This window comes from Kribbella lupini, from assembly GCF_039529595.1.
Lineage (GTDB): Bacteria > Actinomycetota > Actinomycetes > Propionibacteriales > Kribbellaceae > Kribbella > Kribbella lupini.
Map to the genome: position 1 here is coordinate 1,538,320 of NZ_BAAANC010000002.1, position 24,217 is coordinate 1,562,536.

Sequence of the window (24,217 nt, forward strand, 5' to 3'; positions counted from 1 at the left end):
CGTACGGCAACGCCCAGCGCCCGGCCGGTCCCGTGGGGAGCGTCGGTCGGGGGCTGGGTCATCGGGCTGCCGTTACGGGCGGGACAGGGCGTCCGCGGCGCCGGCGCCACCGGCGACCGAGGCCAGGCCGTCCACGTCGGTGACCGGAAGCTCGAGCAGGTGCTTGCCGATCCGCTCCGGGTCCGGCAGCTCGACCGGGTAGACCCCGTCGAAGCAGGCCCGGCAGAGCTTGTCCTTCGGCAGCGTGGTCGCCTCGACCAGCGTGTCCAGGTCGATGTACCCGAGCGAGTCGGCACCGAGCGAGCGGCAGATCTCCTCGGTGTTCAGGCCGTTGGCGATCAGCTCGGCCCGGCTGGCGAAGTCGATGCCGTAGAAGCACGGCCACTTCACCGGCGGCGCGGTGATCCGGACGTGGATCTCCTTCGCGCCGGCCTCGCGCAGCATCTTGATCACCGCGCGCTGGGTGTTGCCGCGGACGATGGTGTCGTCGACGACGACCAGCCGCTTGCCCTCGATCACCTCGCGCAGCGGGTTCAGCTTGAGCCGGATGCCGAGCTGGCGGATGGTCTGGCTGGGCTGGATGAAGGTCCGGCCGACGTAGGCGTTCTTGACCAGGCCGGCGCCGTACGGGATGCCGGACTCCTCGGCGTACCCGATCGCGCCCGGTACGCCGGACTCCGGCGTGGCGATCACCAGGTCGGCGTCGGCCGGGTGCTCGCGGGCCAGCCGGCGGCCGATCTCGACGCGGGTCGAGTGGATCCGCTGGCCGGAGATCTGGGTGTCCGGGCGGGCCAGGTAGACGAACTCGAACAGGCAGCCCTTGGGGTCCTGCTCGGCGAACGTCGTGGTGCGTAGGCCGTTCTCGTCGATCGCGACGATCTCGCCCGGCTCGATCTCGCGGACGAAGCTGGCGCCGACGATGTCCAGGGCGGCGGTCTCGCTCGCGACGACCCAGCCCCGCTCGAGCCGGCCGAGGACCAGCGGGCGGATGCCCTGCGGGTCGCGGGCGGCGTACAGGGTGGACTCGTCCATGAAGACCAGGCTGAACGCGCCCTTGACCTTCGGCAGGACACGCGCGGCGGCCTGCTCGATGGTCAGGTCCGGGTACGCCGCGAGCATCGACGTCAGGATGTCGGTGTCGGAGGACGCGCCGTGCTTGGCGTTCGCCTTCGCGTGCTCGACCTCCAGGTCCAGCCCGAGATCCAGGTCGTCGCTGCCGTCCAGGGTGGCCGCGAGGTCACCGGTGTTGGTCAGGTTGCCGTTGTGCGCGAGCGCCACCGACCCAGTCGCGGTGGACCGGAAGGTCGGCTGCGCGTTCGCCCAGACGCTGGAACCGGTCGTCGAGTACCGGCAGTGCCCGACGGCGATGTGCCCCCGCAGGGACGCCAGGGTCGCTTCGTCGAAGACCTGGCTGACCAGGCCCATGTCCTTGTAGACCAGGATCTGGCTCCCGTTGCCGACCGCGATCCCGGCCGACTCCTGCCCTCGGTGCTGCAGGGCGTAGAGCCCGAAATAGGTGAGTTTGGCGACCTCTTCCCCAGGAGCCCAGACTCCGAAGACGCCACAGGCGTCCTGCGGACCCAGATCCTGCGGGTCGAGATCATGAGTGAGCCGACCATCGCCACGAGCCACGGCAGCAGTCTACGGGACGGCCGGGGATGACCCGATCAGGTGCTCTACCAGCAGTTGCCGGCCGCACAACTGCTCGTCGGGTCGTCCGATACGCCCGGATCCTCACCCGCTGTCACCGTCGCGCCGCCTGCCCCCAGAACGACCACCAGCATGCTCGCCGCGAGCACGGCAAGAAACCTCTTGATCACTGCCAGTCCCCTCCGAAATAATCCGAAACCATCTACTGAACGCGCTTAATCGACGCACCCTGTATATGGTCGGTTCCAAACGAGCGTTGGAAGGGTGTGGAAAGTGCTGGAACCGCTGGGTCTGGACGAGGCGACCTCCGCGGTCTACCACGCCCTCCTCCGCGCCCCAGAGAGTACGCCGGAGCAGATTGCCGCGCTAGTGAATAGGTCATTGACCGAGGTTCACCAGCTAATGGACGAGCTGCGCAAACTCGACCTCCTGGTCCCGACCTGGACCAACCCCGACGTCGAGCACGCCGTGCACCCCCGGGTCGGCCTGGCCGGCCTGGTCGAGCGCCGCCGCAGCGAGCTGAACCGGATGCTCGGCGACCTGGCCGAGGCGTCGGCGGCCGCCGAGGTGATGGCCGAGCAGTACAACGAGCTGCTCACCTCCCGGACCAGCGGCGACGTCGAGGTCTTGAAGGGCCGCGCCAACGCCTCCCGCCGGATCGAGGAGCTGGGCGCGAAAGCTCGGGAGTCCTTCTGGGGCCTGATCCCCGCGCACGTCGACGACATCGTCGCCCCGCCGGAGGAGTCGCCGGACCTGCCGCTGCTCGAGCGCGGGATCAGGATGCGCAGCGTCTACCTGCAGAGCATGACGGTGTCCAAGCCCGGTCTCGAGTACGCCGCGTACATGCACAAGCGCGGGAACGAGGTCCGCGCGACGCCCACGCTGCCGCTGCGGCTGCTGATCATCGACCAGGAGATCGCGATCATGCCGCTGGACCCCGCCACGGAGAGCGCCGGCGCGGTCATCCACCGCAGCCCCGCCGTACTGGCGGTCGCGCTGGCGCTGTTCGACGCGTACTGGTCCCGGGCCACCGACCTCTTCGCTCCCGAGGACCGCGACAACGAGTCCCCGCTCACCCCGCACGAGGCCGAGGTCCTCCGCCTGCTCGCGGGCGGCGCCAAGGACGAGCAGGTCGCGCGCCTTCTGGGCATTTCACTGCGTACGGCGCGACGCATCACCGCAAACCTTTCGGATCGTTTGGATGCCACTTCTCGCTTCGAGCTGGGAGTGGCCGCCGCGAAGCGCGGCTGGGTTTAGCCGGAGGAATTCCGCAGAAGCGCCTGCAGGAAATCGCCCGGCCCGGCGGCGGAGGATTCACCGGCGAAAATTCACCCCGTCACGAAAACAGCGGCTTGGCAATTCAGGGGATTTTCCGAGCCGCGGTGGGTTTCGCCGAGGACCCTGCGGATGACAGAGGCAGCCGTGCCCGTGGATGCAGGTCAGGGCGGAGGTCGGCGGTCCGGCAGGCGTGATAAGAATTGGGCCGGTAGGTATTTGTGGACTGGACCGGTTCGGATATAGCACTGGTGGCGAGAAGTCGCCAATCGAACCGGAGAGTCATGGTCGATGGCTGCTTTTGGCCATGACTAAGCGGCAATAGGCTCAACGCTCGTTTTGCGCGGCAAATCGAGGCGGCGGAGTGGGCGCTCCGGGTGCCTCCCCAGAGCGAATTACCAGCGCTCGACGGCTACAGCGGCAGGATGCGACCCGAGCGTGCCGGGAGGTCCACCGCGGCGCCCTCGAAGAGCGGCGTGCCGTGCTGGGAGATGACCACCGACTGGTCGATCGGGCTGACGTTGAGGGCGTGGAGCAGTCGGGTGCCGGCCGGAGTCGTGGTCGAAGTGAGGACGATGCCGGGACTGGTCGCGGTGTGGGTGTGGCGAGGAGCGGCGCCCAGGCGGGCGAGGAGGGTGGTCCAGAACGGCAGGTGGGCGGGATAGTCGCAGGTGAGGACCAGAGCGCGGCCGTCGCCGGCGTGAACTTCGACACCCACCGGGGACTTGGTGGAGACGTCACTGGCGAAAACCTCCACCGCTCCCCTGGGGTTCAGCGGTTGGAGGACGCCTACGCGGACCTCGGCGGTCGCGGTGGTCCACGGCTCGGCCCGGACCGAGGGGAAGTAGTGGGGACTGCCGTTGGCCAAGGCACCCGGTGAGAGCGACAAGGCGTCGGCGAGCACAGTGCAGGGCGTGCCGTCGGGGGCTTGGGTCGGGAGGGCGCCGGTCAGGAGCAGGCGGCCGCCGTCATGCACGAAGTCGGCCAGGCGGCGCTGGACGTCGGCGGCAAGCGTGGGGGCGGAGGCCAGGCAGAGGACTCGCGAGGTGGAGAAGTCCGACTGGAGGTTCATCGCGGGGAAGGAGAAGCCGGCCAGCAGGAGCGACCGGGCGAGGACGTCTCGCAGGCCCATCCCGCGGAAGCGTTCCAGGTCTGCAACCTGCTCACGGCGTACGTCGTCGCCGGGATGGCAGTACTCCGTGAGGTAGTGGTCGGGCACGAAGCCGAGCACGACGTCGTCGTACTCCTCGTCGCTGTCGGCCAGCACGTCGCCGAAGGAGCGCAGCTCCGCGAGGGTCGAGGCCAGGACCGGGTACGACGGGTTGAGCTGCCCCTCGGGACCGACGGGCGCGGTGAAGCCGTGGCGCTCGCCGGTGAAGGCGATCCGGTCGTTGCCGTCACCGACCGGAACGTCGAGCGGAGGATTGTGGCCGCCGGCGAACAGGTAGTAGTTCAGCAGACGGTTGCCCTGGGCAACACACAGGCGGGTCTTCAGCTCGAGGGCCGACGGCGGCACCTGACGACTCAGGTCCTCGCCGTAGTCACCGAGCCCGGCCTCGAACTCCAGCGAGGTCAGCGGCTGGTCGTCGGAGTGGACCGCGGCCATGAACGCGTTCATCACGTAGAGATCCGCGACGTTCTCGACGGTGAGGTCGCCGAGGTAGTGATCGGATCCGGAGGTCATTCCCGGCTGACCGGAGTAGCTCTGGAAGAGCTGGCTGATTCCGATCGGGTACGTCCGGCCCCGGCCCTCCCCCGTCCCGTGCAGGTTGATCAGGAACGGCACCCCGGTCACCCCGTGCGACTCGGCCTCGGCCCGCAGGAACGCGAAGTACCGCGCGTACCGCTCCCGCTGGAACACCGACAGTTCGTGGTGCAGTTCCAAGGCCCCCGGCGAGGGAGACCGTACGGCGTCCACTGACCATCGACGCCCGGACCACGCAGCGAAATCCTCGACCGCGGCGTCGCTCAGGTCCGGCGTGTTGGTCACCCACGACAACATCCCCACCTCGTTGTCGAGCTGCACGGCAACCACCGGACCACCGGCAGGCGCCAATCGTGAAGCCAGCAAGGGCATCACCGCGCCGTACCACCGCTTCACCGACTCCAGGTAGTCAGCCGACAAGTAGTCCACGTCCCGAGTCGGCGCCGGCACGCCGTCCCACCCCACCGAAGCGACCCCAGGCGTGTAGACGCTGAACGGCAGCCCCTCGTTCTTCAACTCCGCCATCACGAAGGGCCCCGGCCGGGCGATCACCGACAACCCTCGCGATGCAGCCACCTCCAGGAACCCGACCAGATCCCGGTACGGCGAAGTCCGCCCCTCCAGGTCGATGGACCCGTCCGGCAGTTCGTGCACCAGCCAAGGGATGTACGTCGCCACGGCGTCACAACCGGCGGCCACCAGAGCATCCAGTCGCGACGCCCAATCGGCACGAGAGAGCCGGAAGTAGTGCACCTCCCCGGACAGCATCAGGGACGGCTTCCCGTCGATCACCAACCGACGCCTGCTCAGCTGGACAGTCCTCATCGTGACCTCTCCACCGGACCGCGGCGAAGGAAACTGCGCGACGCGCCACCTCTTGCCGCCGGTCCGATTCCTCACCTATGGTCGCTGAAACCGGTTACTGCAACGTTACGGCGGGAGGTCGCGGATGGGCAACCAGCGGCTGACGGTGCGCGAGATCGCCGAGATCGCCGGCGTCTCGATCGCCACCGTGTCCCGCGTCTCGCGCGGAATCGGCCAGGTCAGCCCGGAGACCCGCGAGCGTGTCCTGCAGGTGATCGAGGAGCACGGCTACCGACCGAGCCAGCTCGGCAAAGCCCTTGCCGAGCGCAAGCACGGTGCGGTCGCGATGGTCTTTCCCGGCCTGTCCGGACCGTACTTCTCGGAGCTGATCCAGGGCTTCGAGTACGAGGCGATGGAGGCCGGCGCGAGCGTCCACATCGTCGGTACGCATCACCGTGCGGCCGCCGACGACGACGTGCTCGCGATCTCCGGCCGGGTCGACGGCATCGCCGTGCACGGCGGCACGATCCAGGAGCAGACCCTCCGCCGGCTCGCCGCCGAAGTACCGGTCGTCGTCCTGGCCGGGCGACCGCTCGACGGCATCCCCGCCGTACGGGCCGACAACAGCAGGGTGGCGGAGCTGACCAGGCATCTGCTGCTCGACCACGGGTACCGGCGGCTCGCGTTCGTCGGTACTCCCGACGGCTCCCCCGACGTCACCGAACGCTGGGAAGCCTTCAAGCTAGGGCATCGTGAGGCCCGCGTCCCGGCCCCGAAAGGCCCCCTCAAGGTCGGGATGCAGCAGTCCGACGGCGTGATCGCGGCCGGGGAGCTGCTGTCCGGCCGTCGCCACCCCGGCGCGATCGTCTGCGCCAACGACGAGACCGCGCTCGGCGTCCTGATCGGCGCCCTCGGCCGTGGCCTCAAGGTCCCGGAGGACGTCGCCATCACCGGGTTCGACGACGTCGCGATGTCCTCGCTGGTCCGGCCCGGGCTGACCACCATCCGGCAGCCCGTCCGTGAGCTCGGCGCCGTCACCGCACGCCTGCTGATCGCCGGCGTCGGCGGTCCGGGCGCGGTGATGGACACCGTCCTCACCACCGAACTCGTCCTGCGCGGCAGCTGCGGCTGCCCGTAACCCCTCCGCCCAAGAGGCCGCCCCGATCGACAGGAGCAGGCAGATGAACCGCCCGACATTCCTCCGTACGGCGGCAGTCGCCGTCGCGACCACGCTCGCACTGGTCGGCTGCACCGGAACCAGTGGCACCAACGGCAGCGGAGGAGGTGGAACGGCCGCGAACGGCCTGGTCGACTTCCTCGACTACGGCGACTTCGGCGGCGGCACCGCCCCGCAGGCCAACTACAACCCGTACCTCGAGGCGACCAGACTCGGTGCGGTCGACTACGTCTTCGAGAAGCTGATGGTCTACGACAGCTTCTCCTGCACGCCGAAGCCCTGGCTGGCCACAGGTTTCCAGTGGAACGATCCGAAGACGCTGACCTTCACGCTGCGCGACGGCGTGAAGTGGAACGACGGAAAGCCCTTCAGCAGCAAGGATGTGGCGTTCACCTTCGACCTGCTGAAGAAGCACCAGGCGCTCGACGTCAAGGGCATCTGGCGCTACCTGGCCGCGGTCGAGACGCCCGACGCCAAGACCGTGACGATCAAGTTCAAGGACCCCGGCGCGTCCACCTTCACGCTGCTGACCGAGATCTACATCGTGCCCGAGCACGTCTGGTCGCAGCAGTCCGACCCGGTGAAGTTCGTCAACGCGCAGAACCCGGTCGGCACCGGACCGATGAAGGTCAAGTCGTTCAACCCCCAGCAGCTCACGATCGAGCGGAACCCCGACTACTGGCAGGCCGACAAGGTCAAGGTGCAGGAGATCCGCTTCCACAAGGCCGACGCCGGCGGCGCGGTCGAGCAGCTGAAGCTGAGCCGCGGCGAGTACGACACCAACGCGATGTTCGTACCGGACATCAAGAAGGCGTTCGTCGACCGTGACCCGGACACCAACCACTACTGGTACCCGCCGGGCGGCTCGATCTCGGCGTACATGAATCTGACCGAGGCTCCGTTCAACGACCTGGCGTTCCGCAAGGCGCTGACGACGGCGTTCGACCGGGACCAGATCATCACCAAGGCCCAGCTGGGCTACGTGAAGGCGGCCAGCCAGACCGGGCTGGTCGTGCCCGGGCAGGAGAAGTGGCTGCCACAGGGTCTCGCCGATGAAGGCCGGATCGCCTTCGATCCCGCCAAGACCGACAGCGCGCTGACCGCGGCCGGCTACCCGAAGGATGCCCAGGGCAAGCGTCTGGGCAAGGACGGCAAGCCGGTCAAGTTCACCTTCAAGGTGCCCGGCAGCTACACCGACTGGGTCTCGGCCGCGCAGATCATCGTGCAGAACCTGAAGGCGCTCGGCTTCGACGTCGCGCTGGAGACGCCCAACCCGCCGACGTACGAGAGCGACCGCGCGGTCGGCCGGTACGACATGCTGTTCGGCGTCCACGGCGGGTCCTGCAACATGTTCCGCAACTTCTCCGAGCCGCTGGGCAGCGACCAGTCCGCGCCGATCGGGCAGAAGGCCGCGAGCAACTTCGTCCGCTGGAACGACCCGGCGACCGACAAGCTGCTCGAAGAGCTCCGGCTGGCCACGGACGAGGCCAAGCAGAAGGAGGCCGTCGCCGGACTCGCGAAGGTGATGACCGATCAGGTCCCGATGATCCCGCTCTGGTACGGCGCCAAGTGGTTCCAGTACCAGACCGACAAGGCCGTCGGCTGGCCGGACGAGAAGAACCCGTACGCCGCACCGGGTGACAACGTCCTGGTGCTGACCAATCTCAAGCCCGCCGGAAGCTGACATGCGCTACTTCCTGCGCAGGGCCGGCTTCTTCCTGGCTACCCTCTGGGCCGCGATCACGCTCAACTTCCTGATCCCCCGGCTGCAACCTGGTGACCCCGCCGAGGCGATCGTGTCCCGGCTGGGCGGGCAGAGCCAGGCGATCGATCCGGCCCAGGTGGAGGCCGTCCGCAAGATGCTGGGCACGCCCGGCGGCAACCTGCTCACGCAGTACGGCGACTACCTGTCCGCCGTCCTGCGCGGCGATTTCGGCATCTCGTACACGTACTTCCCCTACACGGTGACGCACATGATCGGCCAGGGCCTGCCGTGGACGCTGATCCTGGTCGGCGTCACCCAGGTGGTGTCGTTCGTCGTCGGCACGCTGCTCGGCGCGTGGGCGGCGTACCGGCGCAACAGCCGGGTCGACTCCGTCATCACGCTCGGCTCGACGTTCGTCGGCACGCTGCCGTTCTTCTGGCTCGCGCTGGTGCTGATCTACGTCTTCGCGATCACGCTCAACTGGTTCCCCAGCGGCGGCGGGTACGGCGGGGGCAGCAACCCGGGCTGGACCTGGCTGTTCTTCTCCGACGCCTTCCAGCACAGTGTGCTGCCGGCCGTGTCGCTGCTGATCGTCGGCCCGATCGGCTGGATCATCGGCATGCGCAACAACATGGTCCAGACCCTCGGCGAGGACTACGCCCGGCTGGCCCGCGCCAAAGGCCTGCCGCGGCGACGGATCGCGCTCACGTACGGCGCCCGGATCGCGGTGCTGCCGAACGTGACCGGCTTCGCGATCGCGCTCGGCGGCATTCTCGGCGGGACCGTGCTGGTCGAGTCGATCTTCAACTATCCCGGCCTCGGCCGGATGATGCTGGAGGCCGTCTCCAACCGCGACTACCCGCTGATGCAGGCGCTGTTCCTGTTCATCACCGTCGGGGTGCTGATCGCGAACTTCCTGGCCGACCTGCTGTACGGCGTACTGGATCCGCGGGTACGACGGGAGGAGGCGGTATGACGCTGGAAGCCCAAGCGGTCGAGGTCTCGCGCGGATCGCGCCTGCCCGGCTGGTTCGTCATCCTGTGGCGCAACCGCAAGTGCCGGATCGGGTTGCTGATGCTCGCCGCCTTCGTCCTGATCGCGGTCTTCGCACCCCTGATCGCGCCGTACGGACCGCGGGCGAACACGTTCACCCCGTCGATCGGGCCCTCGGGCAGCAACTGGCTCGGCACGACGGCGCAGGGCGAGGACGTGTTCAGCCAGCTCGTGTACGGCGCGCGCACGTCGCTCGTCGTCGGGCTGGCGGCCGGAACGTTGTCGACGGCAATCGGTCTGGCCGTCGGCCTCACCGCCGGCTACCTGCGGGGGACGGTCGACGAGGTGCTGTCGTTCTTCATCAACCTGGCGCTCGTCGTACCGGTGCTGCCGCTGATGATCACGCTGGCCGCCTACGCACCCGTCAAGGGGTTGTGGCTGATCATCTTCGTCATCAGCATCACCGGCTGGGCGTACGGCGCGCGGCTGAAGCGGTCGCAGATCATCACGCTGCGGACCCGCGACTACATCACCGCGGCCAAGTTCGCCGGCGACTCGACCGCGCGGATCATCGTCCGGGAGATCCTGCCGAACATGACCTCGCTGGTCGTCGTCGGCTTCATGGGCGCCTGTCTCGGTGCGATCGGTGGCGAGGCCGGCCTGGCGTTCCTCGGGCTCGGCGACCCGACCACCACCAGCTGGGGCACGATGCTCAACCAGGCCAACACCGGCGGCGCGATGCTGACCGGGCAGTGGGCGTGGCTGATCGCGCCCGGCCTGGCGTTCGCCGGGCTGATGACCGCGCTGACGCTGATCAACTTCGGGGTCGATGCCCTGAGCAACCCGCATCTGAGGGAGGACTGAGATGGCCCTGCTCGAGGTCCGCGACCTGTCGGTCACCTACAGCCCGCGCGACAGCGCGCCGGTCCGTGCCGTCGACGGCGTCTCGTTCGACGTCGCCGACGGCGAGTTCGTCGGGTTGCTCGGCGAGTCCGGCAGCGGCAAGTCGACACTCGGCAACGCGATCCTGGCGCTGCTCGACCGACCCGCCGCGGTCAGCGGCGGGTCGGTCGTCTTCGACGGTACGACGGTGACGTCGGCGTCGGAGGACGAGCTGAGGCCGTTGCGCTGGGCCAAGATATCGACGGTCTTCCAGAGCAGCATGAACTCGCTGAACCCGGTGATCACGGTCGGCGCGCAGTTCGCGGACACGTTCGCGGCGCACGGGCGGGAAGGTGATGCGAAGCACCTGCTGGAGCTGGTGTCGCTGGATGCATCTGTGCTCCAGCGCTACCCGCACGAGCTGTCCGGCGGCATGAAGCAGCGCGTCGCCCTGGCGTTGGCTTTGGCGCTGGAGCCGCGCTTCGTCCTGCTCGACGAGCCGACCACCGGCCTCGATGTCGTTGTCCAGCGCAACATCCTCGACCGGCTTCGCCAGCTGCAGACCGAGCTGGGCTTCGCCGTACTGTTCATCAGCCACGACCTCGGCACGGTGATGGAGATGGCCGACCGCGTGATGGTCATGTACGCCGGGGAGCTGGTCGAGGACCAGCCGGCCGCGGCGATGATGCGGCACCAGCTCCACCCGTACACGCAAGGCCTGCTCGGCTCGTACGCCGATCCGCGGGCCTCGCAGATCTCCGTCGACTTCATCCCCGGCCGCCCGCCGAACCTCGCGCTGCGCCAGGAAGGCTGCCGCTTCACCCCACGCTGCCCGGTCGCCGTCGACGCCTGCTCGACCACGCATCCGGACCTGCTCCCGGCCGGCGCGGGCACCGCCCGCTGCCTCCTGGTCGAAGAAGGCCAACCGGTCGACGCCCGGCGAGCCCGCACGTTCGTCGCCGACCGCACCAACGACACGGAGATCGAGCCGGTCCTCACGGTCCGGAACGCGGTGAAGACCTACAAGACGAACCGAGCGGTCGACGACGTCTCCTTCGACCTGAAGCCCGGCCGAGTCACCGCGTTGGTCGGCCAGAGCGGCTCCGGCAAGACCACCATCGCCCGCCTGGTCACCGGCGTAGAGCGCCCGACCGACGGAACCATCACCTTCGAGAACTCAGTGGATGTCGGCAAGCTGCGCGGCCGCAAGCTACGTTCGTACCGACGGCACACCCAACTCGTCTTCCAGGACCCCTTCGCCGCCCTCAACCCCACCCGCACGGTCGCCTACGCCCTCTCCCGCCCCCTCCGCAACCACCTCAAGCTCTCCGCCGCAGACGCCCGCGAGAGAGCCGCCGAGCTCCTCGAAACCGTCGGCCTCTCCCCAGCCGCCCAGTTCCTCGACAAGCTCCCCCACCAACTCTCCGGCGGCCAACGCCAACGCGTCGTCATCGCCCGCGCCCTGGCCCCCGAGCCGAAGATCCTGGTCGCCGACGAGCCGATCTCCATGCTCGACGTCTCCATCCGCGCCGAGATCCTGGCCCTGCTCGACCAGCTCGTGAAGGACCGCGGCATCGCCATGCTCTACATCACCCACGACCTGCTCAGCGCCCGCCTGCTCGCCGACAACGTCCTCGTCCTCAACCAGGGCAAGGTCGTCGAGTCAGGCCCGACCCTCAACGTCATCCAGCACGCCCAGGACCCCTACACCCAACTCCTCCTCGACTCGATCCCGAACCCGGTGGACACTGAACCGTGGGTGTCGACGTCCTGACCGAGGTGGTGATCGACCGGCCGCTGCCGGTGGTGGCCGGCTACGTGGCGGACCCGACTAACGCGCCCGAGTGGTACGTGAACATCGACTCGGTGGAATGGCGGACCGACCCGCCGGTTGCGGTCGGGTCGCGGCTGGACTTCGTCGCGCGGTTTCTCGGGCGGCGGCTGGCCTACACGTACGAGGTGGTTGAGCTGGTGCCGGACGAGCGGCTGGTGATGCGTACGGCGCAGGGGCCGTTTCCGATGGAGACCAGTTACCGGTGGTCGGCGGAGTCCGCGGGCCGTACGCGGATGACGCTGCGGAACCGTGGTGAACCGTCGGGGTTCGCCGCGGTCGCGGCGCCGATGATGGCGGGGGCGATGCGCCGGGCCAACCAGAAGGACCTGGCCCGGCTCAAAGCCCTGCTGGAGAGTCGCTAGACCGTCTTGACCGACGCGAGCAGCTTGCCGAGGGATTCCCTGGCGTCGCCGAAGAGCAGCGTCGTGCGGGGGTCGTAGAGGAGCTCGTTCTCGATGCCGGCGAAGCCGGGGCGCATGGAGCGCTTCAGGAAGATGACGCGCTGGGCCTCGTCGGCGTTGAGGATCGGCATGCCGTAGATCGGCGCGCTGGGCGTCGTCCGGGCGGCCGGGTTGACGACGTCGTTGGCGCCGACGACCAGGACCACGTCGGCCTGCTTGAAGTCGCCGTTGATGTCGTCCATCTCGCGGAGCTGCTCGTACGGGACCTGGGCCTCGGCGAGCAGTACGTTCATGTGGCCGGGCATGCGGCCCGCGACCGGGTGGATCGCGTAGTCGACCTTCACGCCCCGGCCCTGCAGTTCCTCGACCAGGTCGCGCAGGGTGTGCTGGGCCTGCGCGACGGCCAGGCCGTAGCCGGGGACGATGATGACGCGCTGGGCGTAGCCGAGCAGGATCGCGACGTCCTCGGCGCTGCCGGAGATCACCGGGCGTTCGGACACCGTGCCGGCGCCGAGCGTGGATCCGCCGCGGACGGCGCCGAAGAGGATGTTGAAGACCGACCGGCCCATCGCGTCGGCCATCAGCTTGGTCAGCAACGTACCGGCGGCACCGACCAGCGTTCCGGCGACGAGCAGCAGCGTGTTGCCGAGCACGTACCCACCGGCCGCGACCGTCAGGCCGGTGAACGCGTTCAGCAGCGAGATGACGATCGGTACGTCGGCGCCGCCGACCGGCAGCACCAGCATCACGCCGACGGCCAAACCCAGCAGGCACAGCAGTACGCCGACCAGCACGCGCGGCTCGGACACCAGCCACGCCGACACCGCGACCCCTCCGAGCAGCCCGGCGATGAACAGCACCGGCAGCCCCGGGAAGGTGACCGGGCGCGTGGTCATCAGTTCCTGCAGCTTGGCGAACGTGACGATCGAGCCGGAGAACGAGATCGCGCCGACCAGGATCGTGAACGCCGTGGCGATCGCGGCGACGGTCTCGCCGTCGTGCACCTCGCCGAGCTCCATCAGCGCGACCAGCGACGCCGCACCACCGCCGACGCCGTTGAACAGCGCGACCAGCTGCGGCATGTGCGTCATCTGCACCCGCCGCGACCCGATCACCCCGCCGACGGTGCCGATCGCCAGCGCGATCAGGATCGGGACCAGGTGGTCCGGCTTGTACGCCGCGAACGTGATGATCACGGCCAGGACGGCGCCGGCCGCGCCGAGCGCGTTGCCGGTCCGCGCGGTCTTCGGCGACGACAGCGCCTTGAGCGCGACGATGAAGCAGACCGCGGCGATCAGGTAACCGATCTGGGCCCAGGTGCCGATCACTTGTGCAGCTCCTTCTTGCGACCGCCCGGACCGCGGAACATCTCCAGCATCCGGTCGGTGACCACGAACCCGCCGACCATGTTCACCGTCGCCAGGACGACCGCCAGCAGCCCGACGATCACCACCGGCACCGAGTCGGCCTGCCCGGTGACGATGATCGCCCCGACCAGGATGACGCCGTGGATCGCGTTGGCGCCGGACATCAGCGGGGTGTGCAGGGTCGCCGACACCTTGCTGATCACCTCGACCCCGACGAACGCCGCGAGCACGAAAATCGTCAGAAGCGCAATGGATTCGGTCATCAGACCTGTCCTTCCAGCAGCTCGCGGGTCGGCTCGTGCAGCACCGTGCCGTCGTGGGTGACGCAGCACCCGGCGACGATCTCGTCGCTGAAGTCCGGGTCGAAGGAGGCGTTGCGGGTCATCAGCGTGATCAGGTTGGCCACGTTCTGCCCGTACAGGCGGCTGGCCGGTCCGGCCATCTGGCTGGGCACGTTCGATCCGCCCCAGACCAGCGCGTTGCCGATCGTCAGCTCGGTCCCGGCGACCGAGCCCTCGACGTTGCCGCCCTGCTCGGAGGCCAGGTCGACGACGACCGACCCAGGCTTCATCTGCTCGACCATCTCCCGGGTGACCAGCATCGGCGCGGTCCGGCCCGGTACGGCGGCGGTCGTGATCAGCGCGTCCGCGCCCGCGACGTACGGCGCGAGCAGCTCGCGCTGCAGCTGGGCGCGTTCGGGCGTCATCTCGCGGGCGTAGCCGCCCGGGCCGTCCAGCGTGCCGAGCTCGAGCTCGATCGGCTGCGCGCCCATCGACGCGATCTCCTCGGCCGCGGCCGTCCGTACGTCGTACGCCTTCACGACCGCACCGAGGCGCTTCGCGGTGGCGATCGCCTGCAGGCCGGCGACGCCGGCGCCCAGGACGAGCACCTGGGCCGGCGGCACCGTGCCGGCGGCGGTCATGTTCAGCGGGAAGAACCGGGGCAACCGTTCGGCCGCGACGATCGCGGCCCGGTACCCGGCGACCAGCGCCTGCGAGGACAACGCGTCCATCGCCTGCGCCCGGGAGATCCGCGGGATCAGCTCCATCGCGAACGCCGTCAGCTTGGCCCGGGTCGCGGCCCGGACCACGTCCGGCGGGTTGGTCGGCAGGAACGACATCAGCGCGGTTCCGGCGTGCAGCCGCTGCAGGCGTTCGCGCTCCAGCGGCTGGACCGAGGCCACCACGGTCGCGGCGTGATCCGCTCCCCAGGCGACTTCCGCGCCGGCCTCCCGGTAGGCGTCGTCGGAGAACAGCGCCCGCTCACCGGCCGCGGGTTCGACCGCGACCTCGTACCCGAGCTGCACCAGCTTGACGACGTGTTCCGGCACCAAAGCCACCCGGCGCTCGGCCGGACGGGTCTCTCGCACGACTGCGATCTTCACTCGCCGAAACCTATGCCAAACTCTGGGTCGCCGGAAAGCCCGGTCCGGGCTAAGAGCCCAAGTTCTGCAGAAGAGTTGCCTCAGCGAGACACACCTTGGCGAACTCCTCCAGGTGCAGGCCCTCGTCGATGCCGTGGGCCCGGGTGTCCGGATCCTCCACACCGGTGACCAGAACGGCCGCGTTCGGGAAGGTCTGCTGGAACTCGGCGATGAACGGGATCGACCCACCCATGCCGGTGTCGACCGGCTCGACACCCCACGCGGAGGCGAACGCCGAGCGGGCCGCGTCGTACGCCGCACCGCGCGCGTTGATCGAGCAGGGCTGGCCGATGTCGCCCTCGGTCACCGTCACCTGCGCGCCCCACGGCGCGTTCTGCTCCAGATGGTTGCGCAGGGCCTGCATCGCCTTGTTCGCGTCGTCACCGGGAGCGACCCGCAGGCTGACCTTCGCGCGGGCGACCGGGACGAGGGTGTTGCTGGCGTCGGCGACGCGCGGCGCGTCGATGGCCAGGACGGCGATCGCCGGCCGGGTCCACAGCCGGTCGACCAGCGAGCCCGAACCGATCAGCTTCACCTGGTCGAGCACGCTCGACTCGGCGCGGAAGCGGTCTTCGGGGTAGTCCAGCTCGGCCGCGCGGCTCGCGTGCAGGCCGTCCACGGCGACGTCGCCCTTGTCGTCGTGCAGCGTCGACAGCAGTCGGCACAGCGCGGTCAGCGCGTCCGGCACGGCGCCGCCGAACAGGCCCGAGTGGACCGCGTGGTTCAACGTGCGGACCTCGACGTAGCAGTCGACCAGCCCGCGCAGCGAAACCGTCAACGCCGGCTGGCCGATCGCCCAGTTGCCGGAGTCCGCGATGACGATCGCGTCGGCGGTGAGCTCGTCGGCGTACTCGTCGAGCAGCTGCAGCAGGGTCGGCGAACCGATCTCCTCCTCGCCCTCCACGAAGACCGTCACGCCGACCGGAAGATCGTTGCCAAAGGCCCGTACGGCGGCCAGGTGCGCCGCGATGCCGGCCTTGTCGTCGGCCGCGCCGCGGGCGTACAGCCGGTCCCCGCGCTCGGTCGGCACGAACGGCTCCGAGGTCCACTCCTCGACGTTGCCGGTCGGCTGGACGTCGTGGTGGGCGTACAGCAGCACGGTCGGCTTGCCGTCCGGCGCCGGCTTCTTGGCGATCACCGCCGGCGCGCCCGCTCCGGCGCGGACGATCCTCACCTCGAAACCCTCGGCCTCGAAGAGCGCGGCGGTCGCCTCGGCGGACCGCTGGACGTCGGCCACACGGGCCGGGTCCGCACTGACCGAGGGAATCCGGATGAGGTCCTCGAGGTCGGCACGGACGGAGGGCAGAACGCGGTCGATCGCCGCAGGTAGATCGGTCATGCGCCCTACCGTACTGCCCGTCAATTACTTACTATCAGCCCTGCAGCTCCCGAAGGTTATCGCCCAAACCTGAGAGGAACGATCATGGCCCGCCCCTTCGCCCTTCTGACCAGTCTGCTCACCACCGCGGCCGCGCTGACGGCGGTGTCCGCACCGACGATCGCGACCGCCGCGATCAGTTGCGACACCGCCACCACCGGCGGCAGCACCTTCTACGACGGCCCGTCGGCGTCGAAGAAGTACGACGCCCGGTTCAGCAACAGCCACAGCATTCCCAACCTCAGCACGCACACCCCGCAGGGCGCCGGCACTTGGTACAACTGGGACGGCAGCGGCAGGAACCTGCTGCTGGTCGCGTCGTACCGCGGTGGCGCCGACTCCCAGATCTACGGCATCGACCCGTCCACCGGATCGACCGTCGGCGTGGTCGCGATCGCCGAGTCGCACGTCGGCGGCATCACCACCAGCAAGGGGTGGGCCTTCGTCTCCGGTGCCGGCAGCTCGATCCGCAAGTACCGGCTGACCGAGTTGCGCGACGCGCTGAAGGCCGCCGGTACGCCGTACCTGACGCAGGTCGGGACCGCCCGGGACGTGGCCGGCTCCTCGTTCCTCAACAGCTACGGCGACTCGCTGTTCTCCGGGACGTTCAACGAGACCGGGCGCGGAACGATGTACGAGTACAAGATCGCCGACGACGGCACGCTGACCACGGTCGCCGGCGCCTGGGAGATCCCGACCAAGACCCAGGGCATCATGATCACCGCGAACCACTTCGTCTACAGCACGTCGTACGGGCGCGGGAACCGCAGCAACCTGTACGTCGTGAAGCGCGGCCAGAAGGACCTGGACGCGGCGGCACTGAGCTGCTTCCGGGCGCCGAGCATGACCGAGGGCATCACCGAGTACAACGGCACGGCGTACCTGGTCTACGAGTCCGGCAGCCACCTCTACTCCGGTGACTCGGCCACCCTCAACGTGATCCCGAGGATGCACAAGGCAGCGGTCTCGTCGCTGACCTCGCTGGTTCCCTAGGACCCGTTGTACGTCACGGAGTTCAGGACGTCGGTCAGCTGCTGCGGGTCGTCCCCGCGGACCTGGATCCGCAGCAGCTTGTCGCCGGGGACCTTGCGGTACTGCTCCATCACCTCGACCCCGGACTCGCAGTCGTAGCGGAAGACCACCCGCGGGTTCTCGGCCGTCGGGGTGTCGGTGCCGGACTGCTTGCACCCGCTGGGCGCCGTGCCGGTGGTCGGCAGGGCGGACTGGTCAAGCACGCCGATGAACACACCCGACGTGGTCGCAACACTTTGCCAGTCCCTGGTGTTCTCGCTGATCAGCAAGGCGAACGACGGACTCTTCTGCGCGGACTTCTCGTCCCAGCTGCGCGGCACCTCGACCGACACCGGGCTCTCCGCCACGTCGACCGGCCGGCTCATCACCAGCTGGTACCCGGCGTACCCACCACCACCGGCCAGGATCACAGCCAGTACGGCGGCGATCCAGCCGGCCCGCCGGTTCCGGCGCGGTGCCGGCGTGGCCGCGACCGTCGCCTCAGCATCAGGGCCGCCCTCGGTCTTGGCATCCGCCGGAACCGCCGCCAGCTGCGTCTCCTGGTCGACTCCACCCGGCCCCGCGGGCACCGGCAGCTCGTCGGCCGGGATCAGGCCCGCCGGGACCTTGCCCGTCCGGTGCGCCTCGTCCAACGCGTTCAGGAAGCTGTCCAGGTCGGGCCAGCGCTTCTCACGGTCCGGCTCGAGCGCGCGTCGTACGACGACGTCGATCGCGTCCGGGACGTCCTCGCGCAGCGTGCTCATCGACGGCGGCGGCGCGTCGATCCGCATCACCGCGCCGAGACTGGCCACGCCGTGCGGCGCCTGGCCGGTGAAGGCGGCGTACGCGACCGCGCCCAGCGAGTACAGGTCGGCGCGGTGGTCGAGCCGGTCGCCCATCACCTGCTCGGGCGCCACGTACGCCGGCGTACCGCCCGGCATCGTCAGCTGGGACACGGTTTCCAGCGACTTGCCCAGGCCGAGGTCGCCGAGCATCGCGCGGTCGCCGGACGGGTCGCTGCGGAACAGCACGTTCGCGGGCTTCACGTCGCGGTGCAGCACACCGCGCGCGTGCAGCTGCTTGAGGCCGCTGCCGACCTGGGTGACCACGTCGACGACGTCGGCGACCTTCATCGGCCCGGCCTTGATCCGGTCGGCCAGCGAACCGCCGTCGGCGTAGGTCAGGACCAGGTACGGCCGGCCGTCGTCGGTCTCGCCGACGTCGTGCACGCCGACCACGTGCGGCGAGTCGACCCGGCGCAGGAAGCGTCCCTCGGCCAGGAACCGGCGCCGGACGTCGTCCTCGTCGATCCAGTTGTCGGACAGGATCTTGACCGCGACCTCGGCGTCCAGCTGCTCGTCACGCGCCAGCCAGACGGTCGCGAAACCCCCGGCACCCACCCGGCGGACCAGGGAGTACCGGCCGATCCGGGGCGGCTGGTCCATGCCCGCATTATGCTCGATCCCTCCTGCGACCGCGTCGCCGGAGCGAACAAAACACCCAGTTGTGACGTCACACCGGGGATCGATCACCCCGGTCCCGGGCCTGCTTCGCCGCAGGGCCTGTGGTGCAGCACACTGCTCTTGGACCACGACTGTTGTGTAAGGAGCCTGCAATGAGGCAGCTGAACGCCCGGCTGACCGTCGTGGTCGCCGCCGTCGCGGTGGCCGCGGTCGCGGGTGGCGGCGTGTTCGCCTACCGGCAGGGCCCGGAGACCAGCACCGCCGGCGCGAGTCCACTGGGTGGACAACCGACCCCGTCGCAGACGCCGAGCGCGACCCCGAAGCCGCCGACGAGGACACCGTCCGCGACGCCGACGACACCGCCGGTGAGCAAGCCGGGAGTCTCCGGTCCGAAGACCGTCGCGGTGACGCTGGCCAAGCTGACCGCGGGCCGCTCCCCGCAGTTGGTCCACACGCTCGGCCGCCGGGTCAGCGGCGGCCCGGACCAGGCCTTCACGGTGCCCGGCAAGGACCGGATCATCGCGGCCACCCAGGCCGGCAGCTCGACGTACGTGCTGGAGAGCCGGGAGCCCGACCTCGTCCTGGTCCGGACGAACAACGGTGGCGAGAGCAGCGAGGTCCGCGACGTGACCACGCTGGTCGGTGCGATCGACGGCAGCTTCGCGGCGTTCGCCACCCAGAAGCAGAAGTCGACCGGCGAGCAACTGGCCGGCAGCACGCTGTACGCCGAGGACGGCGGCGAGGGCAAGTACAAGCTCAGCCTCCCCGACTCCTGGAACATGCAGGTGATCGCCGTCGCCGCCGGCAAGGTCTTCTACGCGGCCACCCCGCGGGAAGACGGCGTACCCAAGCTCTACACCTGGGTGCCCGGCCGTTCCTCGGCCACCGCAGTGAAGGGCATCAGCTCGCCCACCGCGGTGTCCGCCGACGGCACGTTGGTCGCGGCAGCGGAGACCATCGGTGGCGCGGGCAGCTGCTCGAACGTGATCGAGCTCGCCACGGGCAAGAAGCTCTGGCGCACGTGCGAGTACATGGTGAAGGGATTCACGCCGGACAAGTCCATGGCCATCGCCGGACCTGCCTACGAGGACGGTTACGCATCGCTGAGCTCCTGGCTCCTCGACAACAACAACAGCGGCGCCCTGCTGCGCGAGTGGACCGGTGTCGCCTTCCGGCAGGTGCGCGCCGAGGACGACCAGCACCTGCTGATGGAGGTCGACGACGGCCCGGACACCAAGGGCGCGATCATCCGGTGCACGATCAGCAGCGGCGACTGCGAGCGCGCGACCCCGATCACGCCGGGCGACCAGTTCGGGCTCGGTAGCTGATGGCCGGCCGCAACACGCGACTGGTCGTGCTCGTCACGGCCGTTGCTGTTGCTGCCGTAGCGATCGGTGGGGTGGTTGCGACCAGCCAGGGCCCGGACTCTGACGACGATCCCGGCAGCGCCTCACCGCTGGCGGTCAAGACCGGCTCGGCCGGGACGCCTTCCAGCGAGCCGGTGTCCACGGGTCCGGTCAAGGTCAAGGTGCCGCTGGCGACGCTGAAGACCGGCCGCGAGCCGCAGGTGCCGTACAGCGTCGGCCGGGAGATCCGCGGCGGCGCGGGCGGACCGGTCGTCGTACCGGGCAGTGCGTCGGTCATGGAGTTCACCCGGATGGGTGAAGAAGCGTTCGCCGTACTGTCCACCAACCAGGGCACCAGCGAACTGCTGAAGCTGAAGATCACCGGCGACCGGGAGCACGTGCCGGACGTGGTCAGTGTGCGCGGCACGGACGACCAGTCGGCGGTGGCCTACTCGACGCAGCCGCGCGGCAAGAACGAGCTGAACGTCGCCGGCTCGACGGTCTACTCGCAGGACTCCAGCGGCACGGTGGACAAGCTCGTGGTCCGTGGCCTGTGGAGCGTGCGGGTGCTCGCCTACATCGACGGCGTCGTGTACTACCGGGCCAGCCCGACCGACGAAGCGGTCAGCTGGAAGCTGTACGCCTGGAAGCCCGGAGAGGCCACCGCGAAGGTGATCCCGACGCCCGGCTCGCCGACGGCGATCAGCCCCGACGGGAAACTGGTCGCCCTGCTGACCGCGCCCGGCGAGTACCGGGCCTGCTCGACGGTGAACGAGCTGGCCACCGGCCGGAGCCTGTGGCGCACGTGCGAGTTCCAGATCCAGAGCTTCACCCCCGACGGCCGCACCGCGATCGCCACCCCGCCGTACGACGACGGCTGGGCCGGGGCGTCCGTGGCCGCGCTCGACACCGGCGACGGGACGCTGCTGCGCCAGTGGTCCGGCGCGAACTTCGTCAGCAGCCTGGCCGAGGACGACCAGCACGTGCTGATGCTGATCGACGACCGGGAGTCGATGCCGCGCGGTGTCCTGCGCTGCACGATCACCAGCGGCGCCTGCGAGTCCGCCATCCCGCTCGGGCCGATCCGGATCGGACTCGGCAACTAGTCTGCTCCTAGCAGAGCCACGGTGTGTACGGCGTACCGGCGGGCCAGACTGGTCGGCATGGAACGCATCGCGGTGCTGGCAGATATCCATGGCGTGCTCCCGGCGCTGGAGGCCGTGCTGGCTGAGCCGGACGTGCGGAGCGCGGACGTCGTCGTACTGGCCGGTGATCTGGCGGCAGGGCCTCAGCCGGTCGAGACACTGGATCTCCTGGTGGGCTTGGGCTCTCGGGCCGTCTGGGTGCGCGGCAACGCCGACCGGGAGCTGGTGTCGATGGCTCGGGGCGAGCAGCTCGATCCGCCCGACCAGGTGAGCCCGTGGGCCGCTGCACAGCTCCGGCCCGACCAGGTGGAGCTGCTGTCGACTCTCCCGACCAGCGTGACCATCGGCGGTGCGCTGTTCTGCCACGCCACTCCCCGCGACGACGAGGAGGTCGTGCTGGTCGACAGTCCGGTCAACCGCTGGGCCTCCGTGCTCGACGGCGTGCCGGACGAGGTCCGCACTGTCGTCTGCGGGCACACCCACATGCCCTTCGCCCGGCAGGTCGACCGGCGGCTCGTCGTGAACGCCGGCAGCGTCGGCATGCCGTACGGCGCACCGCTCCCGAGCTGGGCTCTCCTGACCGGCTCCGACGTCCAGCTGCGCCGCACCGCCATCGACCTCACCGCCGCGGCCGACCGCGTCGCCGCCGAGTCCAGCTACCCCGACGCGGCCGCCTGGGCCGACGAGTACGTGCGCACCAACTACTCCGACACCGAGGCCCTGGCCGCGTTCACCCCCCGCGCGAAGGGCTGACCGGCTACCGTCAACCCATGTTCGCGCGGCGGCGGAAGCATTTCGGGACTCCGGCTGACAAGGCGACGTATGCGACCCTGCATACCGCCTCGCTGGCTTCGCCGTACCTGCGCGAGGGCCTGACACCGGTCGCGGCCGGGCGGGCGAGCAAGCACCTGCGCGACCTGCTCGGTACGGCGGCGATCGCGATCTGCGACTCCTCCGGCGTACTGGCGTGGGACGGGGTGGGCGGGCCGTACGAGAGCAACCACCGGGTCGACGCCAAGGCCATCGCCGCGATGACGCTGCGGAGTGGGCGGACCGCCGTACTGGGGGCTCACGACGTCGCGTGCGGGGATCCGCAGTGCCCGATCCGGACGGCGGTGGTCGCGCCGATCGTCACCGAGGACCGGGTGGTCGCCGTACTGGTCGCGTACAGCCCGCGGTCGTCGGCCGCGCTGGTGCGAGCGACCGAGGAGGTGGCGCGCTGGGTGTCGGGCCAGGTCGAGCTGGCCGAGCTCAACAAGGAGCGGACGCGCGCGATGGAGGCGGAGCTGCGCGCGCTCCGGGCGCAGATCAGCCCGCACTTCATCTACAACGCGCTGGCGGCGATCGCGTCGTTCGTACGGACCGATCCGGAGCGGGCGCGGGAGCTGTTGCTGGAGTTCGCGGACTTCTCCCGGTACGCGCTGCGGCGGGGCGGTGAGTTCACGACGCTGTCCGACGAGCTGCGCAACGTCGAGCGGTACCTGGTGCTCGAGCAGGCGCGGTTCGGGGAGCGGCTGACCGTGTCGCTGCTGATCGCGCCGGAGGTGCTGTCGGTGGCGATCCCGTTCCTGGTCGTGCAGCCGCTGGTCGAGAACGCCGTACGGCACGGCCTGGAGGGCACGACCGGCGTCGGACAGATCACCATCCGGGCGATGGACCGCGGCTCGGAGGCGGAGATCAGCGTCGAGGACGACGGTTCCGGCAGCGACCCGGAGGTGATCCGGGCAGCCCTCTCCGGCCAGTCCGGCAGCGACTCGATCGGCCTCGGCAACGTCGACGCCCGGCTGCGCCAGGTGTACGGCGACGCGTACGGGCTGGTGGTGGAGACCGCGGTCGACGCCGGGACAAAGGTGAGCTTCCGGGTCCCCAAATACTCCTCAGGAGTCCATGCGTCGGCTTAGTGTGTGGCCATGGCGGACACTCCTTTGCGCGCGCTGGTCGCCGACGACGAGGAGCCGGCACTCGCCGAGCTGGTGTACCTGCTCCAGCGCGACGAGCGGATCGGTCCGATCCAGACCGCGTCGAACGGGCCGGACGCGCTGAAGCTCCTGCAGGGCACCGACTTCGACGTCGTGTTCTGCGACATCAAGATGCCGGGGCTGGACGGGATCGACCTGGCCCGGGTGCTGTCGAAGTTCGTGAAGCCGCCGCAGATCGTCTTCGTCACGGCGTACGACGAGCACGCGGTGCAGGCCTTCGAGCTGCGCGCGACCGACTACGTGATGAAGCCGGTCCGCGCCGAGCGCCTGGCCGAGGCGGTCCGGCGGGTGGTCAACGCGGGTGGGCCGCTGGTCGTGCAGTCGCCGGACGAGACCGAGGACGAGACGATCCCGGTCGAGCTGGCGGGCGTGACGCGGTTCGTCCAGCGATCCACCGTCCGGTACGTCGAGGCGCAGGGCGACTACGCGCGGCTGCACACCGGGCAGAACTCGCACCTGGTCCGGGTCCCGCTGAGCACCCTCGAGGAACGCTGGCGCGACGCGGGCTTCACCCGGATCCACCGCAGCACGCTCGTCGCGCTGGCCCACGTCGACGAGATGCGCGTGGACGGCGGGCGGTGCGCCGTACGGGTTGGTGACGACTGGTTGCCGGTCAGCCGACGGCACACCCGCGAGCTCCGCGACCTGCTCGTCCGCTCGACGTCGTTGAGAGGTTGAG

The 24,217-nt window shown here is 69.6% G+C and carries 20 protein-coding genes; 13 read left to right on the plus strand and 7 right to left on the minus strand.

The features are described 5' to 3' along the window. Positions 1-72 precede the first annotated feature (72 nt). Complete coding sequence (gene purF / locus ABD235_RS20695; RefSeq protein ID WP_344176413.1) at positions 73-1,632, minus strand: amidophosphoribosyltransferase; 1,560 nt, start codon at positions 1,630-1,632, stop codon at positions 73-75. A gap of 291 nt (positions 1,633-1,923) precedes the next feature. Between purF and ABD235_RS20700 the strand changes: the two genes are divergently transcribed. Then, on the plus strand, positions 1,924-2,907 hold the full coding sequence (locus tag ABD235_RS20700) for a helix-turn-helix transcriptional regulator (RefSeq protein ID WP_344176415.1): 984 nt from the start codon (positions 1,924-1,926) through the stop codon (positions 2,905-2,907). A 430-nt stretch (positions 2,908-3,337) separates the two neighbouring features. Here ABD235_RS20700 and ABD235_RS20705 read toward each other — a convergent pair whose 3' ends face one another. Then, the gene (locus ABD235_RS20705) at positions 3,338-5,455 is read right to left on the minus strand and encodes a beta-galactosidase (protein WP_344176418.1); all 2,118 of its coding nucleotides are present in this window, start codon (positions 5,453-5,455) and stop codon (positions 3,338-3,340) included. 124 nt (positions 5,456-5,579) lie between these two features. On the opposite strand from ABD235_RS20705, the gene ABD235_RS20710 reads away from it, so the two are divergent. From ABD235_RS20710 to ABD235_RS20735, 6 genes are read left to right on the plus strand one after another with little or no spacing between them, the layout of a single operon-like run. Beyond that, positions 5,580-6,572, plus strand: coding sequence for a LacI family DNA-binding transcriptional regulator (locus ABD235_RS20710; protein ID WP_344176421.1), 993 nt, complete (start codon positions 5,580-5,582; stop codon positions 6,570-6,572). Positions 6,573-6,615: 43 nt separating this feature from the next. Beyond that, positions 6,616-8,295, plus strand: a complete 1,680-nt coding sequence (locus ABD235_RS20715) for an ABC transporter substrate-binding protein (protein ID WP_344176423.1) — start codon at positions 6,616-6,618, stop codon at positions 8,293-8,295. A 1-nt stretch (position 8,296) separates the two neighbouring features. Beyond that, positions 8,297-9,292: an ABC transporter permease gene (locus tag ABD235_RS20720; RefSeq protein WP_344176424.1), complete on the plus strand. Its 996-nt coding sequence runs from the start codon at positions 8,297-8,299 to the stop codon at positions 9,290-9,292. Then, complete coding sequence (locus ABD235_RS20725; RefSeq protein WP_344176426.1) at positions 9,289-10,173, plus strand: ABC transporter permease; 885 nt, start codon at positions 9,289-9,291, stop codon at positions 10,171-10,173. Before ABD235_RS20720 ends, ABD235_RS20725 begins: the two co-directional genes overlap by 4 nt. A gap of 1 nt (position 10,174) precedes the next feature. Then, a complete protein-coding gene (locus ABD235_RS20730) occupies positions 10,175-11,965 on the plus strand; it encodes an ABC transporter ATP-binding protein (RefSeq protein WP_344176428.1) in 1,791 nt (596 codons plus the stop codon). Then, positions 11,947-12,387: an SRPBCC family protein gene (locus ABD235_RS20735; RefSeq protein ID WP_344176431.1), complete on the plus strand. Its 441-nt coding sequence runs from the start codon at positions 11,947-11,949 to the stop codon at positions 12,385-12,387. Before ABD235_RS20730 ends, ABD235_RS20735 begins: the two co-directional genes overlap by 19 nt. Here the strand turns inward: ABD235_RS20735 and ABD235_RS20740 are convergent. From ABD235_RS20740 to ABD235_RS20755, 4 genes are read right to left on the minus strand one after another with little or no spacing between them, the layout of a single operon-like run. After that, the gene (locus tag ABD235_RS20740; RefSeq protein WP_344176433.1) at positions 12,384-13,754 is read right to left on the minus strand and encodes an NAD(P)(+) transhydrogenase (Re/Si-specific) subunit beta; all 1,371 of its coding nucleotides are present in this window, start codon (positions 13,752-13,754) and stop codon (positions 12,384-12,386) included. The two genes, ABD235_RS20735 and ABD235_RS20740, sit on opposite strands and share 4 nt — an antisense overlap. After that, entirely contained in the window at positions 13,751-14,056 is a 306-nt protein-coding gene (locus tag ABD235_RS20745) for an NAD(P) transhydrogenase subunit alpha part 2 (protein ID WP_344176435.1), read from the minus strand. The genes ABD235_RS20740 and ABD235_RS20745 overlap by 4 nt, the downstream gene beginning before the upstream one ends. Continuing rightward, positions 14,056-15,177, minus strand: coding sequence for an NAD(P) transhydrogenase subunit alpha (locus ABD235_RS20750; protein ID WP_344176437.1), 1,122 nt, complete (start codon positions 15,175-15,177; stop codon positions 14,056-14,058). Before ABD235_RS20750 ends, ABD235_RS20745 begins: the two co-directional genes overlap by 1 nt. 49 nt (positions 15,178-15,226) lie before the next feature. Beyond that, complete coding sequence (locus ABD235_RS20755) at positions 15,227-16,555, minus strand: dipeptidase (RefSeq protein WP_344176438.1); 1,329 nt, start codon at positions 16,553-16,555, stop codon at positions 15,227-15,229. An 84-nt stretch (positions 16,556-16,639) separates the two neighbouring features. Between ABD235_RS20755 and ABD235_RS20760 the strand changes: the two genes are divergently transcribed. Further along, positions 16,640-17,587 carry a hypothetical protein gene (locus ABD235_RS20760; protein WP_344176440.1) on the plus strand — a complete coding sequence of 316 codons (948 nt, stop codon included), beginning with the start codon at positions 16,640-16,642 and terminating at the stop codon, positions 17,585-17,587. Here the strand turns inward: ABD235_RS20760 and ABD235_RS20765 are convergent. Continuing rightward, positions 17,584-19,050: a serine/threonine-protein kinase gene (locus tag ABD235_RS20765; protein WP_344176443.1), complete on the minus strand. Its 1,467-nt coding sequence runs from the start codon at positions 19,048-19,050 to the stop codon at positions 17,584-17,586. The genes ABD235_RS20760 and ABD235_RS20765 overlap by 4 nt on opposite strands. A 170-nt stretch (positions 19,051-19,220) precedes the next feature. Here ABD235_RS20765 and ABD235_RS20770 point away from each other — a divergent pair, with 170 nt between their 5' ends. The 5 genes from ABD235_RS20770 to ABD235_RS20790 are packed head-to-tail and all read left to right on the plus strand — an operon-like array spanning position 19,221 to position 24,216. After that, positions 19,221-20,396, plus strand: a complete 1,176-nt coding sequence (locus tag ABD235_RS20770; protein WP_344176444.1) for a hypothetical protein — start codon at positions 19,221-19,223, stop codon at positions 20,394-20,396. Further along, a complete protein-coding gene (locus ABD235_RS20775; RefSeq protein WP_344176446.1) occupies positions 20,396-21,520 on the plus strand; it encodes a hypothetical protein in 1,125 nt (374 codons plus the stop codon). Before ABD235_RS20770 ends, ABD235_RS20775 begins: the two co-directional genes overlap by 1 nt. A gap of 57 nt (positions 21,521-21,577) precedes the next feature. Then, positions 21,578-22,312, plus strand: a complete 735-nt coding sequence (locus ABD235_RS20780) for a metallophosphoesterase family protein (RefSeq protein ID WP_344176448.1) — start codon at positions 21,578-21,580, stop codon at positions 22,310-22,312. Between the two features lie 17 nt (positions 22,313-22,329). Then, positions 22,330-23,460, plus strand: a complete 1,131-nt coding sequence (locus ABD235_RS20785) for a histidine kinase (protein ID WP_344176450.1) — start codon at positions 22,330-22,332, stop codon at positions 23,458-23,460. A gap of 9 nt (positions 23,461-23,469) precedes the next feature. Then, entirely contained in the window at positions 23,470-24,216 is a 747-nt protein-coding gene (locus ABD235_RS20790; protein ID WP_344176452.1) for a LytR/AlgR family response regulator transcription factor, read from the plus strand. The last annotated feature ends 1 nt before the right edge of the window (position 24,217 follow it).

What these genes read in the sequence shown, in the direction of transcription:
- ABD235_RS20760 (WP_344176440.1), top strand. Translation starts at nt 16,640, where the DNA reads ATGGCCCGCCCCTTCGCCCTTCTGACCAGTCTGCTCACCACCGCGGCC.
- ABD235_RS20715 (WP_344176423.1), top strand. Translation starts at nt 6,616, where the DNA reads ATGAACCGCCCGACATTCCTCCGTACGGCGGCAGTCGCCGTCGCGACC.
- ABD235_RS20780 (WP_344176448.1), top strand. Translation starts at nt 21,578, where the DNA reads ATGGAACGCATCGCGGTGCTGGCAGATATCCATGGCGTGCTCCCGGCG.
- ABD235_RS20755 (WP_344176438.1), bottom strand. Translation starts at nt 16,555, where the DNA reads ATGACCGATCTACCTGCGGCGATCGACCGCGTTCTGCCCTCCGTCCGT.
- ABD235_RS20725 (WP_344176426.1), top strand. Translation starts at nt 9,289, where the DNA reads ATGACGCTGGAAGCCCAAGCGGTCGAGGTCTCGCGCGGATCGCGCCTG.
- ABD235_RS20720 (WP_344176424.1), top strand. Translation starts at nt 8,297, where the DNA reads ATGCGCTACTTCCTGCGCAGGGCCGGCTTCTTCCTGGCTACCCTCTGG.
- ABD235_RS20705 (WP_344176418.1), bottom strand. Translation starts at nt 5,455, where the DNA reads ATGAGGACTGTCCAGCTGAGCAGGCGTCGGTTGGTGATCGACGGGAAG.
- ABD235_RS20775 (WP_344176446.1), top strand. Translation starts at nt 20,396, where the DNA reads ATGGCCGGCCGCAACACGCGACTGGTCGTGCTCGTCACGGCCGTTGCT.
- ABD235_RS20790 (WP_344176452.1), top strand. Translation starts at nt 23,470, where the DNA reads ATGGCGGACACTCCTTTGCGCGCGCTGGTCGCCGACGACGAGGAGCCG.
- ABD235_RS20730 (WP_344176428.1), top strand. Translation starts at nt 10,175, where the DNA reads ATGGCCCTGCTCGAGGTCCGCGACCTGTCGGTCACCTACAGCCCGCGC.
- ABD235_RS20765 (WP_344176443.1), bottom strand. Translation starts at nt 19,050, where the DNA reads ATGGACCAGCCGCCCCGGATCGGCCGGTACTCCCTGGTCCGCCGGGTG.
- ABD235_RS20770 (WP_344176444.1), top strand. Translation starts at nt 19,221, where the DNA reads ATGAGGCAGCTGAACGCCCGGCTGACCGTCGTGGTCGCCGCCGTCGCG.
- ABD235_RS20785 (WP_344176450.1), top strand. Translation starts at nt 22,330, where the DNA reads ATGTTCGCGCGGCGGCGGAAGCATTTCGGGACTCCGGCTGACAAGGCG.
- ABD235_RS20745 (WP_344176435.1), bottom strand. Translation starts at nt 14,056, where the DNA reads ATGACCGAATCCATTGCGCTTCTGACGATTTTCGTGCTCGCGGCGTTC.
- ABD235_RS20710 (WP_344176421.1), top strand. Translation starts at nt 5,580, where the DNA reads ATGGGCAACCAGCGGCTGACGGTGCGCGAGATCGCCGAGATCGCCGGC.